Genomic DNA, 14916 nt, shown 5'->3' on the forward strand with positions numbered 1-14916 from the left:
GTAAAGCTTACGGAAATCTACGTGCCATTCGTCGACCACACGAATGGCACTTAGATTTTCACAAACGGTTCCCCCGCCGCAGGATAGGAAGCCACGGGCATTCTGGCTCTGATGAGGGCGTACAACCCTCACCGGCTCGGAGCCAGATTGATGTTCAACTACGCGCAGGGACGTCTTCGGCATCAGATCGACCTCCTCCGCCAACAGTTCGTCCAGGAAGGCGGACTCCCCTTCGCCGACGTCCTATCCGCCAGCGGCCTCGAGGAGGCCCTCCGTGAGATCGAGGCGACCTGGAATGACCGCATCTACGCCCCGTTGGTAACCCTCTGGGTGTTCATCGGACAGGTGCTCAACGCCGACCAGTCCTGCCGCGCCGCCGTCGCGCGGCTGATCGCCCACCGGGTCTCACAGGGGCTCGAGCCGTGCAGCTCCGAGACGGGGGCGTATTGCCAGGCGCGGAAGCGCCTGCCCGAGCGGTTCTTCGCCGCCGTGGCCCGCCTCGTGGGGCGGAACCTGGACGCGCGAGTCGACCCGCAGTGGCTTTGGAAGGGCCGCCGCGTCTGCCTGTTCGACGGCTCGACGGTCTCCATGCCCGACACCCCGGAGAACCGCCGGGAATACCCTCTGGCCTACAACCAAGTGCCCGGGACGAGCTTCGCCCCCGCCCGGATCGGGGCGATCATCTCGCTGTCCTGCGGCGCGATCCTCGACCTGGGCGTCTGCCGCTACGCCGGCAAGGGCCAGGGCGAGGTCAGCCTGCTGCGCCAGCTGTGGGACGTGCTCCGCCCCGGCGACGTGCTGCTGGGCGACCGCCTGATGTCGGGCTGGGTCGGAATGTACCTGCTCAAGCAACGCGGGGTCGACACCGTCAGCCGCCTGTCGGCGCACCGCCGGGCCGACTTCCGCAAGGGGACCCGCCTGGGCAAGGACGATCACGTGGTCGTGTGGAAGAAGCCGTCGTCGATCCGCTCGGTGGACCGGGCGACGTACAACGCGCTGCCCGAGGCGATCACCGTCCGCGAGGTTCGCTTCCGCGTAGTGCAGCCCGGGTTCCGGACGCGGTCGGTCGTCGTCGTGACGACCATCCTGGACCCCGGGCTGGCGAGTGCGGAGGAGCTGGCTTCGCTCTACCGGGCCAGGTGGAACAACGAGTTGGATTTGCGTTCGATCAAAATCACCTTGCAGATGGATGTTTTGCGGTGCAAGACGCCGGAGCTGGTGCGCAAGGAGATCTGGGCCCACGTCCTGGCGTACAACCTGATCCGCACGGTGATGGCACAGGCGGCGACCATCGAAAATGTGGAACCTCGCTCGATCAGCTTCAAAGCGACGCTCCAGGTTCTCGAAGCGTTCCGGCCGCTGATCGCCTACCGGGCGCACAGCGGTGCGGACGACCAAGAGGAACTCTACGAGCAACTGCTCGGGGCCATCGCCGTGCATCGCGTGGCCGACCGGCCCGACCGGTTCGAGCCCCGCATGACCAGGAAGGGGCCGAGAGGGTATGAGGAATTGAAGCGGCCGCGAAGGGAGATCAAACTCCATATGCTCAAACGAGCTAGCAAAATCTAAGTGCCATTCGTCGACCACACCGAAGCAGGTTACGACGTCTCGAAGCAAGTGATCGAGGTCGATGGTCTGAGGCGACAAGGTTGGATGCCGGCGGGTTTGGCAGGCGATGGCATCTTCGCCGCGAGCGGTGGGAATTGCAGGAGAGGTCCGAAAGTCGCAACGCGAAGCACCAAAAGGAATTGCGTCGCGGTGATTCGGAGACTGCAGCAGATTGGGAGTGCGCACATGGGGCTGATTGTCAGCGGATGACTCTGACTGACTCTCGGCTTGCCAGCCTCGTAGAGGCTTGGCCCTCGCTCCCCGAGCACGTCATCCTGGCGATCGTCGCCTTGGTCGATTCCTCTCGTCTAGTGGGGTCAGATCGCCTCCAACCCCCGTCCTGAGAATCCAAATTGCTCCGAATGTCGCCGGTGAGCCAAAGGACGGCCCGGGCCCGACGGCCTCGGATAGAGGTGAAGCATCCGATCGCCTCGTCGGCGTTACGCCGGAGAGACCATGATACAGGCACCAAAGATAGGCCGGAGGGCGAGCGTGGTTGGTGGCTCTGAGCCCGACCGAATAGCTCGACCTGCCACGCGAGCCCCGCGACAATTGATCGTCGGAGCAGGATCGGAGGACCAGCCTCTCGACGAGCGTCCGGATGGCTGTTCGCCGCCGGTTCACCGTCATGGCGAAGACCCCCAGCATCCGGGCGGCCTCGGCCTGCGACAGCCTCTGAATCCTCACCAAGTCCAACGCTTCCCGTTCGTCCTCCGGCAGGTGGCCGATCGCCTCGAGGATTCGAAGGCTGTCCCTGTTGAGGCCCGAGTCGCTGACGGCGGGGCGGGCACCAGCCCCTCGAGCAACTCCACGGCGGCCGGCTCCCCATCTAAGCGTCGGGCCATATCAGCGAGCTCCCACCTCCTGTGCCGGGCGGCCAGGGCGAAGAGCTCGCGGACGGTCGCCGGCGGGCCTTGAGCAGCGGCTCGATCACCGCGCCGAGCATCTCGTCCGCCCGGAGGTTCATCGGCGGCCGGGTCAGCCGGGGGTAGCTGCGGTAAAGGAACTGGCGCAGAGGCGGTGCGGTCAGCGGACGGCTCGGTCCAGCAGGGCGTGGACCACGGGCTCGGCCGGCGCGTCGCCGGCGAACTCGTCCAGGTAGCGCTGGACGACGGCCGTGGTGCGCTCGTCGGTCATGCGGATCCCCCGCGAGGGCTCGGCGGCGCCGACCTGATGCTCCCAATTTTGGTGTTAGCACGCCACGCTTATTCAGATTGGCCGGGGAGAGAAAGTCAGGATCGCCGCGGGCGGATCGGCCGGGGCCATCGTCGTCGACTTCCCGCACCGTTGCTGCACGCAGGAGTCCCCGTCATGAAGGTCGTCAGAGCGGCTGAGCGGCTCGCGTTGCTCGTGGCGCTGGTCGCCCCCGGGCGGCCCGCGGACAGCAGCCCGACGCGACGGAGTCCAGATACCTCCCGGTCGCGGTCGAGGAGCCCCCCTTGATCATCCGGGAGCGGATGGAAGCCGCGAAGCCGGAGGTCATGCGCCGTCAGCGGGACATCCTCCGCGACCACTACGACCCGGGGTGAGCCGAAGGACGGGTGGGTGGAACCGCGGAAGATCCGGCAGAAGGCCCGTCGGTCCGCGTCGAACACGAGGTGATCTTGGCCGGCCAGCCCGATGCCGAGCCTGTCCTCCGGCTCCTGCAGGAACGGGGGTGCGACCTGATCGTGGTGGGGACGCACGGGCGTTCGGGCCTGCGGCACTTGCTCATCGGCGGCGAGTCGGGGGACGTGGTCCGCGAGGCGGAATGTCCGGTGATGGTCGTTAAGGCTGCCGTTCCTGAGGGCGAGGCGGCCTCTCGGCCGATGGTCGGACGGACGATGTCGAGGGGAGCAACATGAGCGAGACGCTGCCGGAAGTCTACCTGGTGCGGCACGGCGAGACGCTGTGGACCATCAGCCAGCAGCACACCGGACGGACGGACCTTCCCCTGACCGCTCGAGGCGAGGACAACGCCCGGGGCCTGCACGATCGGCTCCGGGGCCTCGCTTTCGATCGGGTCTTCGTCAGCCCATTGCGGCGGGCGCGGCAGACGTGCCAGCTGGCGGGATACGCCGAGCAGGCCGTGAGCATCGCTGCCCTGGCCGAGTGGGATTATGGCGAGTACGAGGGCCTGACGGCGGTCGAGATCCGCCGTCGGCGACCGGGCTGGTACCTCTTCCATGACGGCTGCCCAGGGGGGCGAATCGGTCGCCGAGGTCGGCACCCGCGCCGACCGCGTGATCGCCCGCCTGCAGGCGGCCGGCGGCCACGCCCTCCTGTTCGGCCACGGCCACTTCTTCCGCGTCCTGGCGGCCCGCTGGATCGGCTTGCCCGCCGCGGATGCGTGCCACCTGTTGCTCGGCACGGCGTCCCTCAGCGTGCTGGGCTACGAACACACACGCGACGACCCGGTGGTCCGCCTCTGGAATGACGACCGGCACGTTCCGAACTGCTCTACCGTTGATATCTAGAAACCTTTTCGGGAGATAAATTCATGGGACCCATCCGGAAGATCTTCGTGCCGACCGATTTCTCGCGGCACGCCCTCGAGGCGTTTCGCCAGGCGGTCGCCCTGGCTAGGGCCGCCGGGGCGGGTGTCGTGGTCCTGCACGTGGCCCGGCCCCCGGCGGTGGTGGTCGACGGCGGCCGACTGTCGGCGGCCACGGCGTCAGGGGAGTCGGGCGACCTCTGGGCCGAACTCCGCAAGATCAAGGCCGAGGAACCCGAGGTCGCCGTCGAGCTCGAAGTGATCGTGGCCGACCGGCCGGACGTCGCGCACGTCCTGGACATGGTCGAGTCGGCGGGGTGCGACCTGATCGTGATGGGTACCCACGGACTCACAGGCTTGAAACACCGGTTGTTCGGCGGCCTCACCGAAGAGGTGGTCCGTCGCGCCCGGTGTCCCGTGATGGTGGTGAAGGCCCACGATGACGAGGCCCCTGCCGGCGAAACGGGGGACCACGGTGGGGAACTGGTCGCGGGGACCACGGGGGACGCAACGACCTCGACGTAGTTGCGCCGTGTCGGTGCGGCGCCGGCCCCGAGTGCAGAGGTTTATCGGGAACCACGACGGAGGTCCGTGGTCTCCAAGGAGCTACTCTGATGAGTTCCGTCCTCAAGAAGACCGCGACCGACGCCCGAGCCGAGCGAACGCTTCGCACGGAGCTTTTCGAGCGGTACGGGTGCGGGCCAGTTCAGTTCTCGGGCAACCCCAACGCCTCTTACGAGCGGCATCTGGTGCTCGACCACGTCGTGAAGCCCGGTAACGCCAGCGCACGCGAGGTGTTCGAGGCACTGGCGCGGTCGCTCCGCGACCTGATTGCACAGCGCTGGCTGAAGACCGGCGAGACCTGCGACCGCGAGAACCCCAAGCAGGTCTATTATCTGTCGATGGAATTCCTGATCGGCCGGTCGACCTCCAACAACCTCCTCAACCTGCTCGTCGAGCCGTTCGTGCGCGAGGAGATGGCCAGACGGGGCGTGGACCTCGACCGGCTCGACGACGAGGAGCCCGACGCGGGGCTCGGCAACGGCGGCCTCGGGCGGCTCGCCGCATGCTTCATCGACTCGATGGCCACGCTCGCCATCCCCGCGATCGGGTACGGCTTGCGCTACGAGTACGGGATTTTCCGACAGGAGATCCAGGGCGGCCGCCAGGTCGAACGCCCCGACAACTGGCTCCGACGACCTGACCCGTGGGAGGTCGACCGCCCCGCGGAGGCGGTGGACGTCCGCCTGCAATGCGCGGTCCAGTCCCGCCGGGGCACCCCGGTCCTTGTCGCCGACCGCCCGACCCTCCTCCGGGGGGTCCCCTACGACAGGCCGGTCGTCGGCCACGGCGGCAGGACCGTCAACACGCTGCGACTCTGGGGTGCGGCGGCGACGGACGCCTTCGATTTCGCCGAGTTCAGCGCCGGCGACTTCTTCGGCGCCGTGCACGAGAAGGTCGTGGCCGAGAACCTGACGCGCGTCCTCTACCCGGACGACTCCACCACGGCCGGCAGGGGGCTGCGGTTCGCGCAGGAGTACTTCCTCGTCTGCTGCTCGCTGGCCGACATCGTCCGGCGCTTCCGCGCCCGCGGCAACGACTGGGGCGCGCTCCCCGACAAGGTGGCGGTCCAGCTCAACGACACCCACCCCGCGCTGGCCGTCGCCGAACTGATGCGCATCCTCCTGGACGGGGCCGGGCTGGGCTGGGACGAGTCGTGGGACCTCACCGTGCGGACGCTGGCCTACACCAACCACACGCTCCTCCCGGAGGCGCTGGAGACGTGGCCCGTCCGTCGCTTCGAGCTGGTGGCCCCGAGGTTGCTGGAGATCGTCTACGAGATCAACCGCCGGTTCCTCGACGAGGTACGGGCGAAGTCCCCCGGCGACGACGGTCTGGCCGCGCGGGTCAGCCTGATCGAGGAGGGCCCGGAGAAGAAGGTCCGGATGGCCCACCTGGCGGTCGTCGGTTCGTACAGCACCAACGGCGTCGCGGCGCTCCACTCCCGGCTGCTGCGGGAGACCGTGTTGAAGGACCTCGCCGGGCTCTTCCCCGGGCGGTTCAACAACAAGACCAACGGCGTCACCCCGCGTCGCTGGCTACTCCTGGCGAATCCCGGCCTGGCCGCGCTCCTGACCAAGGCGGTCGGCGACGGCTGGGTCACCGAACTCGAGCGGCTCGGGGCCATCGCCCCGCTCGCGGATGACCCGGCCTTCCGGGAGCGCTTCCGGGCGGCGAAGCGCGCGGCCAAGGTCAGGTTTGCCGACTGGCTGCGGTCGGCCACCGGGGAGGTGGTCGAGCCCGCCTCGCTCTTCGACGTCCAGATCAAGCGGATCCACGAGTACAAGCGGCAGCTCTTGAACGTCCTCCACGTCCTGGTCCTCTACAACCGCCTGCGCGAGAACCCGGCGCTCGACGCGCCTCCGCGCACGGTCTTCTTCGCCGGCAAGGCGGCGCCGGCTTGCCACCTGGCCAAGGTGATCATCCACCTGGTCAACAACGTCGCCGCGGTGATCGACGCCGACCCGGCCGCCCGCGGGCGGCTCAAGGTGCTGTTCCTCCCCGAGTACAACGTCACCCTCGCCCAACGGCTGATCCCCGCGGCCGACCTGTCCGAGCAGATCTCGACCGCCGGTTACGAGGCCAGCGGAACGAGCAACATGAAGTTCATGATGAACGGGGCCCTGACCGTCGGCACCCGCGACGGGGCGACGATCGAGATGGCCGAGGCGTCCGGCGAGCAGAACTTCTTCCTGTTCGGCCTCACCGCGGAGCAGGTCGCGAACAGCCGGGGCTGGTACAGCCCGTTCTGGCACGTCGAGCACGACCCCGAGACGCGCCTGGCCCTCGACCTGATCCGCTCCGGCACGTTCGACCTGGGCGAGCCGGGTGTGTTTGCTCCGGTCCTCGACGCGCTCCTCGCCCAGGGCGACCGGTACATGCACCTGGCGGACCTGACGTCCTACGTGAACGCCCAGGAGCAGGTCGTCGCCCTCTACGGGCAGCCAGACGCGTGGGCGCGGAAGGCGATACTGAACGTCGCACACTCCGGCCGGTTCTCGAGCGACCGCACGATTGCCGAGTACGCGGCCGACGTCTGTGGCGCCGGGCCGTGCCCGGTTGACTGAGGAACATGACCCCCACGCCCGGAGGGGGGCAGTACCCACGGTGCCGAGCGGCCGTCCGTGATGTCGGCGCAGGAGGGTTTCGTGAAGGAAGTGATCATCACCCACAGGACAACACCCGAAGTCGCGGACGGGCCTTCGACCCGTCGCCCGATGCCGTCGGTCGCCCGGATCGCACCGGAGACCCGACCCTCGGCCGGGGGCTGGGCCTCGAAGGAGGGGAGCGTGCTCCCCCCGGGAGCGGCCTGGATCGAGCAGCAGCGCGCCCATAACTTCATGCTTTATTCCCGGCGATCCGAACGGGTGACGCTCCTCCTCTTCGGCGAGGCCGACCCGGCCCGCCCGCTCTTAGCGCTCGATCTCGACCCCCGCGTGCACAAGACCTGGGACATCTGGCATTGCCGGGTGGAGGAGGAGCGGGCCCGTGGCGCCCGCTACTACGCCTACTCGGTCGACGGACCGCGGGCCGGTGGGTCAGACCGCCACCCCGGTTTCGACCCGGACAAGGTCCTCCTGGACCCGTACGCGCGGGACGTCTTCTTCCCGCCGTCCTTCGACCGGGAGGCCGCCCGCAGGCCGGGACCCAACGCGGGCATGGCCCCCCTGGGCGTCTTGCCGCGCCGCGAGGCGCCGTTCGACTGGGAGGACGACCGGCCGCCGCGGCACGACTCGGAAGCGGTGATCTACGAGATGCACGTCCGCGGGTTCACCAATGCCCCTGCGAGCGGCGTCGCAGCCGGACGCCGCGGCACCTTCGCGGGGGTCGTCGACAAGATCCCTCATTTGAGGGACCTCGGGGTCACGATCGTCGAGCTGCTCCCCGTGCAGCAGTTCGACCCCCAGGAGGGGAACTACTGGGGGTACATGACGCTCAACTTCTTCGCCCCCCACCACTCCTTTGCGGCCGACGTCCGGGACGCGCGCCGCGAGTTCAAGGAGATGGTCAAGGCCCTCCACCGGGCGGGGATCGAGGTCGTCCTGGACGTCGTCTACAACCACACGGCCGAGGGAGACCAGGCGGGTCCGACGTACAGCTTCAAGGGGATCGACAGCGCCACCTACTACCTCGCGTCCGACGACCCCGCGCGACCCTACCTCGACTACTCCGGCTGCGGCAACACGCTCGCCTGTCATACGGGGGCCGTCCGAACGCTGATCCTCGAGAGCCTGCGCTACTGGGTCACCGAGATGCACGTCGACGGGTTCCGCTTCGACCTCGCCTCGGTGCTCGCCCGAAACGCCGACGGCAGCTTCGCCGGCCCGGACGTTCCCCTCCTGACCGCCATCCGCACCGACCCGGTGCTCAGGGACGTCCGGCTGATCGCCGAGCCCTGGGATGCGGCCGGAGCCTATCAACTCGGCGTGCGGTTCCCCGGCGCGCTCTGGCACCAGTGGAACGGCCGCTTCCGCGACGACGTCCGCCGGTTCGTCCGCGGCGACCGTGGCACCGTGCCGGCCCTGATGATGCGGTTGTACGGCAGCGATGACCTCTTCCCCGATACCCCGCGCGACGCCCGCCGACCGTCTCAGAGCATCAACTACGTCACCTGTCACGACGGGTTCACGCTGTACGATCTGGTCTCGTACGACCGCCGCCACAACGAGGCGAACGGCCACGACAACATCGACGGCGCGGCGGACAACCTGAGCTGGAATTGCGGCTGGGAGGGAGACGACGGATTACCCGCCGAGGTCGCCGCGCTGCGGCGCCGGCAGGCGAAGAACCTCTGCTGTCTGCTCCTGCTGGCCAACGGCGTGCCCATGATCTCCGCCGGCGACGAGCTCTTGCAGACCCAGCGGGGCAACAACAACCCGTACAACCAGGACAACGGGACGACCTGGCTCGACTGGGGCCGCCTGACGACCCACGCGGACCACTTCCGCTTCGTCCGGCTGATGATCGCGTTCCGCAAGGCGCACCCGACGCTCGGCCGCAGCCGGTTCTGGCGCGACGACGTCCGCTGGTACGGGGTCGGCCCGTCTGCCGACACGGGCGACGACTCGCACAGTCTCGCTTACGCCCTGCGCGGGGCCTCGCAGGGGGACGGCGACCTGTACGTCATGATCAACGCCTACCACGAGCCCCTGACGTTCACGGTGCAGGAAGGCAGTCCGGGGTGCTGGGGTCGGGTGATCGACACCGCGCTGCCGAGCCCCGACGACATCGTCGACACCATGCCCGGTCCGCCGGTCCCGTCGATGGAATACCGCGTCCAGGCCCGTTCCGTGGTCGTCCTGCTGAGGCGGGCGGCCGACGCATGAATCATCCCCGTCCGGTGCCCAGGTCTTACCGAGGAGGCGATGCCGTGGCGACTCACACCCTGGCGGGTCAGCCCGCACCCGCCGACATGTTGATTGACGTGAGCGAGTTGCAGAGGGCCTACCACGAGCGCGTGCCGGACCCGCATGACCCGCGCCAGCGCGTCGCCTTCGGTACCAGCGGCCACCGGGGTACCCCCGGCGACGGCACGTTCACCGAGGCGCACATCCTCGCCATCACGCAGGCCATCTGCGATTACCGGCAATCCCACGGGATCGAGGGCCCATTGTTCCTGGGGAAAGACACCCACGCCCTCTCGGATCCGGCCCAGAGGACGGCGCTCGAGGTTCTGGCGGCCAACGGCGTTGAGACCGTGCTGCAGCGCGACGACGGCGTGACCCCGACCCCCGTCATCTCCCGCGCGATCCTGGTGCATAATCGACAACAGGGTGCGCGCCGCGCCGACGGGATCGTGGTCACCCCGTCGCAAAACCCGCCGGCAGACGGCGGGTTCAAGTACAACCCGCCCCACGGCGGGCCCGCCGAGACGGACGTTACCTCCTGGATCCAGGACCGCGCCAACGCCCTCCTTCGGTCGGACAACGCCGGGACCAAGCGCGTCTCCTATCTTGGGGCCCTTCGGGCCGCGACGACCCACCCGACCGACCTCGTCCTGCCCTACGTCAATGACCTGTCCTCCGTGATCGACCTGGACGCGATCCGCTCCGCCGGACTGAAGATCGGCGTCGACCCGCTCGGTGGCGCGGCGGTCCACTACTGGGGGCAGGTCGCCGACCGGTACCGCCTGGACATCACCGTCACGAACCAGGCGGTCGACCCGACCTTCCGCTTCATGACGCTGGACCACGACGGCAAGATCCGCATGGACTGCTCCAGCCCCTACGCGATGGCCGGCCTGGTCCGGCTCAAGGACCGGTTCGACGTCGCCTTCAGCAACGACCCGGACAGCGACCGCCACGGGATCGTGACCCGGTCGTCCGGCCTGATGAACCCGAACCACTACCTCGCCGTCGCGGTCCGCTACCTCCTGGGGCACCGACCCGGCTGGCCCGCCGGGGCGGCGGTGGGCAAGACCGTGGTGAGCGGCTCGATCATCGACCGGGTCGTGTCGGGGTTGCACCGGACGCTCGCCGAGGTGCCGGTCGGCTTCAAGTGGTTCGGGCCGGGCCTCTCCGAAGGCTCCTACTGCTTCGGCGGCGAGGATAGCGCCGGGGCGAGCTTCCTGCGGCGCGATGGGGCATGGACCACCGACAAGGACGGCCTGATCCTCGGCCTGCTGGCGGCGGAGATCACCGCGAGGACCGGCAAGGACCCGGGTGAACTCTACCGCGAAATCACCGCCGAGCATGGGTCGCCGCTATACACCCGGATCGACACGCCGGCGACTCCCGCCGAGAAGGCACGGTTGCAGAACTTATCGGCCGGCGCGGTCAAGGCGACGGAACTGGCCGGCGAGCCGATCGTCGCCCGGCTGACCCGGGCCCCGGGGAACGGGGCCGCGATCGGCGGCCTCAAGGTCGTCGCCCGGAGTGGCTGGTTCGCGGCGCGGCCATCGGGGACCGAGGACCTCTACAAGCTCTACGCCGAGAGCTTCCGCGACCAGGCCCACCTCGAGGCCATCGTCGACGAGGCGCGGCGGATCGTCGACCCCGTGCTGCGGGAGGCGGCCGCGCCCCACGAATATCAGCCGGGAACCTGGGGCCCGCCCGCGGCAGCGTAGAAGGTCGCACCCCCGGGAGGGTGGCTCGACCCGAGCACGACGGGCTGACCCCGGTTGACCGGCGTCGAGCAGGGGATGTGCCTGATGATGTTTACATGTCCAATCATAAGGCAATCAATGCGCATCTCGTGGCCAGTGACCGGGCGCGAAAAGCGCACCATGCGTGGTCGTCGTAACAGTGAACACCCGGCGAAAGGGGACGTTTGCGTGCTGCGAAGGCCCTGATCATGAGTCCCCGGCGAGCTCAGACGGAGTTCAGTCCGGCGTCGCGCCGCGTCCCGGGCTTTGCGTACCGCCTCTGAGATCCTTGGACGGAATCACCGCTTCCGCCTCGCGGCGCAGCACGTAGGCTTCCAGCCAGTTGTGCAGGTGCAGCCCGAGCTTCTCTTCGCCAGGGGCCGGCATCCCGTCGCCGTACTGATCGAGCCACGCCTGGGCCTTGCCCAGCCAGCGTCGCGCCTCCTCGGACTTCCCGAGGCGCTGATCGGCCAGGGCCAGCCACAGCCAGTTGAGCACCGCCGTACCCGCTCTCGAGTCAGCCCGCAGGCTCTGCTCGAAAAAGAGAACCGACTGTTGGAACTTTCCGGCCCGGTACGCCAGGGCCCCTTGCTCGGTCAGCGACCAGAATTCTCGGGCGAAGTCCTGGAGTTCCTTTTCGGCGAGGCGGCCGGGCAGCGATGACTCCGCGACGGAATCGGGGGCGAGGGTGCAGGCGCGGGCCACGTGGTAGGCTCGCGGGCCACCCTCCTTGCCGCTCGCCTGAATCATGTGGGCGCAGGTCCTCGCGTAGCCCTGGAGGTCGCCGGAGAGCAGCAACAGGCCGGCGTACTCGAACCAGAATTCGCCGTCTTCCGTCGGGCCGCGCGCCAGGGCCCGCGCGTAGTCGGCGGCCGCCCTGTCCCACTCTCGTCGGGCGGCGTGGGCCCGGCCCTGCTCCAGCGGGTTGGCGGCGGACAGCGTCGCCACGTCCGCCCAGAGTCGGTGCCACTCCTTGCGCTCGGCCTCGGGCAAGGTCGCCAGGGCGGTCGCGTCACGCACGCCGGCCAGAGCAGGATCCGTTTGCCAGTCGGAGAGCGGCCTCGTGCTCAAGGACGACCAGTCCACCACCCTGCCGATTTCGAGCTGCTCGGCCCTCCGCTCCAGGTTCGCCCGCAGCCAGTCCAGCGATCGCCTGCGCAGGTCAACTCGCTCCGTTTCACCCAGCGTTCGGGCCCGCGATTCCAGGCTGGCGGCGGCCTGGACTGCGACACAGGCGGCGGCGTAGCGGCAGGTGAAAAGGTTATCAGCGGTGCCCGCCCTCTTCGGGTCGAGCCTGATAGCTTCCTCGTAGTGCTTGATGGCTTCGTCGTGCCGGCCCTTCGCCCATAGGGCCAGCCCGAGATTACTGTGCGCCGCGCCCGCCCTCTTCGGGTCGAGCCTGATGGCTTCCTCGTAGTGCTTGATGGCTTCGTCGTGCCGGCCCTTCGCCCATAGGGCCAGCCCGAGATTAGTGTGCGCCGCGCCCGCCCTCTTCGGGTCGAGCCTGATGGCTTCCTCGTAGTGCTTGATGGCTTCGTCGTGCCGGCCCTTGTTGCTTAGGACCCAGCCGAGGTTATGGTGGGCGATCGCAAAATTGGGGTCGATCCTCAGCGCTTCCTGCAGATAGCGGATGGCTTCGTCCGCACGGCCCATGGTACCGAGGCTGACGCCGACGCTGTTGTGGGCCGGGAGGGCCTCGGGCCGCAGGGCCAGCGCCGCACGGAAGAAACCCAGGGCTTCCTCGTTCCGCCCGGACTCGACCAAGGCCAAGCCCAGCTCGAAGTTGAGCCAGAAGTCCTGCGGACGACGTGCCTGCGCCGCGCCCAGCAGGTGCACCGCATCGTCCCCCTTCTTGCGCAAGACCCGGCCCAGTGCGGTCGCCAACTGAGGGGACAGATCATCTAGTCCCGTCTCCTGGAAGAGCCTCGTCAACCTGGCACCATCCTCCCACAATTCCGGCTGGCGCAAGCGGTCCCGCGACGGGTCGGGGTCTGCCTCTCGGGCCAACGCCAACAGCCAGGCCCGTCGCGCCGGATCCCGGGTGATGCTGGCCCAGTCATCAAGGGCCGGGACGATCTCCTCGCGCACGGCCGAGTCCCGTACACGCGCCGCCACATCCTGGACGTCTTCCCACTGGCGGCCGAACGCCTTCGCCCATGTCTTCTCGTACAGCAGCTCAGCCCCGGAGGTCTCGAACTTCCCTTTAATGAGTGTCGCCGCTTGCAACCGGGCCCGGTCCAGATCCTCCACGAGCTCCAGGTCGGCCCGCGCCCGGGCCACCCGCCGGCGCAAGTCGTCCGGCCCGGACGGCTCGAGCCGCAGCCTGGCCTGCTCCAGCAGGTGCCGCGCCTCGCGGAAGTGGAACCCCTGGCGGAGGTTGATGGCCTCAGCCACGGAAGTGCCGATCTCGTCGCGCAACTCCCGGAGGCGCCAGGCCGCTTCCTCCCGCCGCTCGGCCCGCTGCTGCACGAGCCAGACCCCGCCGCCGCTCGCCAGCCCGACCAGGGCAAGCGCCGTGACCAAGAGCGCCGCCCCTGTCGGGTTGCGCCGGCCCCAGCGCCATAGCCGCTCTCCCCAGCCCAGGGGCCGGGCCTGGATTGCCCGCCCCTCCCCGAAGCGCTTCAGATCGTCGGCCAGCGCCGCGGCGCCGGCGTAGCGGCGATCCGGCTCCTTGGAGATGCATTTCAGGCAAATCGTCTCCAGATCGCGCGGCACATTCGTGTTTAACCGTGAGGGGGCCACGGGCTCGTCATTGACCATCTGCCGCTCCGTCTCGGCCGTCGTCACTCCTCGGAAAGGCGGCCTCCCTGTGAGCATTTCATAAAGGAGGGCGCCGAGCGCGTAGACGTCCGCGGCGGGCCCGATCGAGCTCGCCTCTCCGAGCACCTGCTCGGGTGCCATGTAGCTCGGGGTCCCGATCCGGGCGCCGCTTAGCGTGAGGGCCGAGTCTGCGTCGAAATGCCGCGCCAGCCCGAAGTCGGCGACCTTCGGGGTGCCCGATGCGGTGAGCAGGATATTGGCTGGCTTGAGGTCGCGGTGAACGATCCCGGCCTGGTGCGCCGCATGCACGGCCTCGGCGAGCGTGGTCACGAGCGCAGCCGCCTGGCGGGCGGGCTGCGGAGTCCCTGCCAGGGAATGAGCCAGACTGCCCCCCTCGACGAGCTCCATCGTGAAATAGGGGCATCCGCCGTGGTCTCCCACATCGTAGACATGGACGATGTTCGCGTGGCGCAGGCCGGCCACCGCCTCCGCCTCGCGTTGGAACCGGGCCCGCTCGTGGGGCCCGGCGTACGGGCCGGCGAGCATCATCTTGAGGGCGACCGGGCGGTTGAGGCGCAGGTGCCTGGCCCTATAGACGACCCCCATGCCCCCGCGGCCGAGCACCGCCTCGACGTCATAGCCCGGAATTCGCAGCGACTCGGCGCTCGCATGCCAGGGAGCGGAGGGCTCGGCGTCGGGGTCGGGATCCGACGCCGGAAACAGCGCGTCGAGCTCCCCCTTGAGGATGCGCATCTGCTGCCAGCGCCGACGGACCTCCGGCAGCAGCTCAGGGCAGGCGCCGCAGGCCTCTTCCGGCGTACACCCGGAGTCCGCGATCTCGTCGAGCAGTTCTTGCACCCGCGATTCTGCGGACATGTCCGGGCTCCCCGAGGCTGCTGCGTGCCGGGACACCGGCACCCGGAAGACCCAC

The 14916-nt window shown here is 68.8% G+C and carries 8 protein-coding genes and 1 pseudogene; 7 read left to right on the forward strand and 2 right to left on the reverse strand.

Going from position 1 to position 14916, the window contains the following annotated elements; all coding sequences use genetic code 11:
• Window positions 1–150 precede the first annotated feature (150 nt).
• Window positions 151–1569: an IS4 family transposase gene (locus PZE19_RS19180; RefSeq protein WP_277858735.1), complete on the forward strand. Its 1419-nt coding sequence runs from the start codon at window positions 151–153 to the stop codon at window positions 1567–1569.
• Window positions 1570–1878: 309 nt separating this feature from the next.
• On the opposite strand, the gene PZE19_RS19185 is transcribed toward PZE19_RS19180, so the two are convergent.
• Window positions 1879–2349 (reverse strand): sigma factor-like helix-turn-helix DNA-binding protein, encoded by a 471-nt coding sequence (locus tag PZE19_RS19185; RefSeq protein WP_277864370.1) that lies wholly within the window; start codon window positions 2347–2349, stop codon window positions 1879–1881.
• An 800-nt stretch (window positions 2350–3149) separates the two neighbouring features.
• Here PZE19_RS19185 and PZE19_RS33095 point away from each other — a divergent pair.
• The 6 genes and pseudogenes from PZE19_RS33095 (at window position 3150) to pgm (ending at window position 11207) form a co-directional block, all read left to right on the forward strand.
• The gene (locus PZE19_RS33095; protein WP_368411307.1) at window positions 3150–3452 is read left to right on the forward strand and encodes a universal stress protein; all 303 of its coding nucleotides are present in this window, start codon (window positions 3150–3152) and stop codon (window positions 3450–3452) included.
• Window positions 3449–4064, forward strand: a pseudogene (locus PZE19_RS19190) (histidine phosphatase family protein). Before PZE19_RS33095 ends, PZE19_RS19190 begins: the two are co-directional and overlap by 4 nt.
• A gap of 23 nt (window positions 4065–4087) precedes the next feature.
• Window positions 4088–4606 (forward strand): universal stress protein, encoded by a 519-nt coding sequence (locus tag PZE19_RS19195; protein ID WP_277862228.1) that lies wholly within the window; start codon window positions 4088–4090, stop codon window positions 4604–4606.
• An 89-nt stretch (window positions 4607–4695) separates the two neighbouring features.
• On the forward strand, window positions 4696–7209 hold the full coding sequence (locus PZE19_RS19200; RefSeq protein WP_277862229.1) for a glycogen/starch/alpha-glucan phosphorylase: 2514 nt from the start codon (window positions 4696–4698) through the stop codon (window positions 7207–7209).
• Between the two features lie 222 nt (window positions 7210–7431).
• The gene (locus tag PZE19_RS19205; protein WP_277862230.1) at window positions 7432–9468 is read left to right on the forward strand and encodes a glycogen debranching protein; all 2037 of its coding nucleotides are present in this window, start codon (window positions 7432–7434) and stop codon (window positions 9466–9468) included.
• A 44-nt stretch (window positions 9469–9512) separates the two neighbouring features.
• A complete protein-coding gene (gene pgm, locus PZE19_RS19210) occupies window positions 9513–11207 on the forward strand; it encodes a phosphoglucomutase (alpha-D-glucose-1,6-bisphosphate-dependent) (RefSeq protein WP_277862231.1) in 1695 nt (564 codons plus the stop codon).
• 255 nt (window positions 11208–11462) lie between these two features.
• Here pgm and PZE19_RS19215 read toward each other — a convergent pair whose 3' ends face one another.
• The gene (locus PZE19_RS19215) at window positions 11463–14861 is read right to left on the reverse strand and encodes a protein kinase domain-containing protein (RefSeq protein ID WP_277862232.1); all 3399 of its coding nucleotides are present in this window, start codon (window positions 14859–14861) and stop codon (window positions 11463–11465) included.
• Window positions 14862–14916: the final 55 nt, after the last annotated feature.

It is taken from the genome of Paludisphaera mucosa, from assembly GCF_029589435.1.
In the GTDB taxonomy this organism is placed as follows: domain Bacteria; phylum Planctomycetota; class Planctomycetia; order Isosphaerales; family Isosphaeraceae; genus Paludisphaera; species Paludisphaera mucosa.

Coding starts and splice junctions, on each gene's coding strand:
- PZE19_RS19215 (WP_277862232.1), bottom strand. CDS start 14,861: ATGTCCGCAGAATCGCGGGTGCAAGAACTGCTCGACGAGATCGCGGAC.
- PZE19_RS19195 (WP_277862228.1), top strand. CDS start 4,088: ATGGGACCCATCCGGAAGATCTTCGTGCCGACCGATTTCTCGCGGCAC.
- PZE19_RS19200 (WP_277862229.1), top strand. CDS start 4,696: ATGAGTTCCGTCCTCAAGAAGACCGCGACCGACGCCCGAGCCGAGCGA.
- PZE19_RS19180 (WP_277858735.1), top strand. CDS start 151: ATGTTCAACTACGCGCAGGGACGTCTTCGGCATCAGATCGACCTCCTC.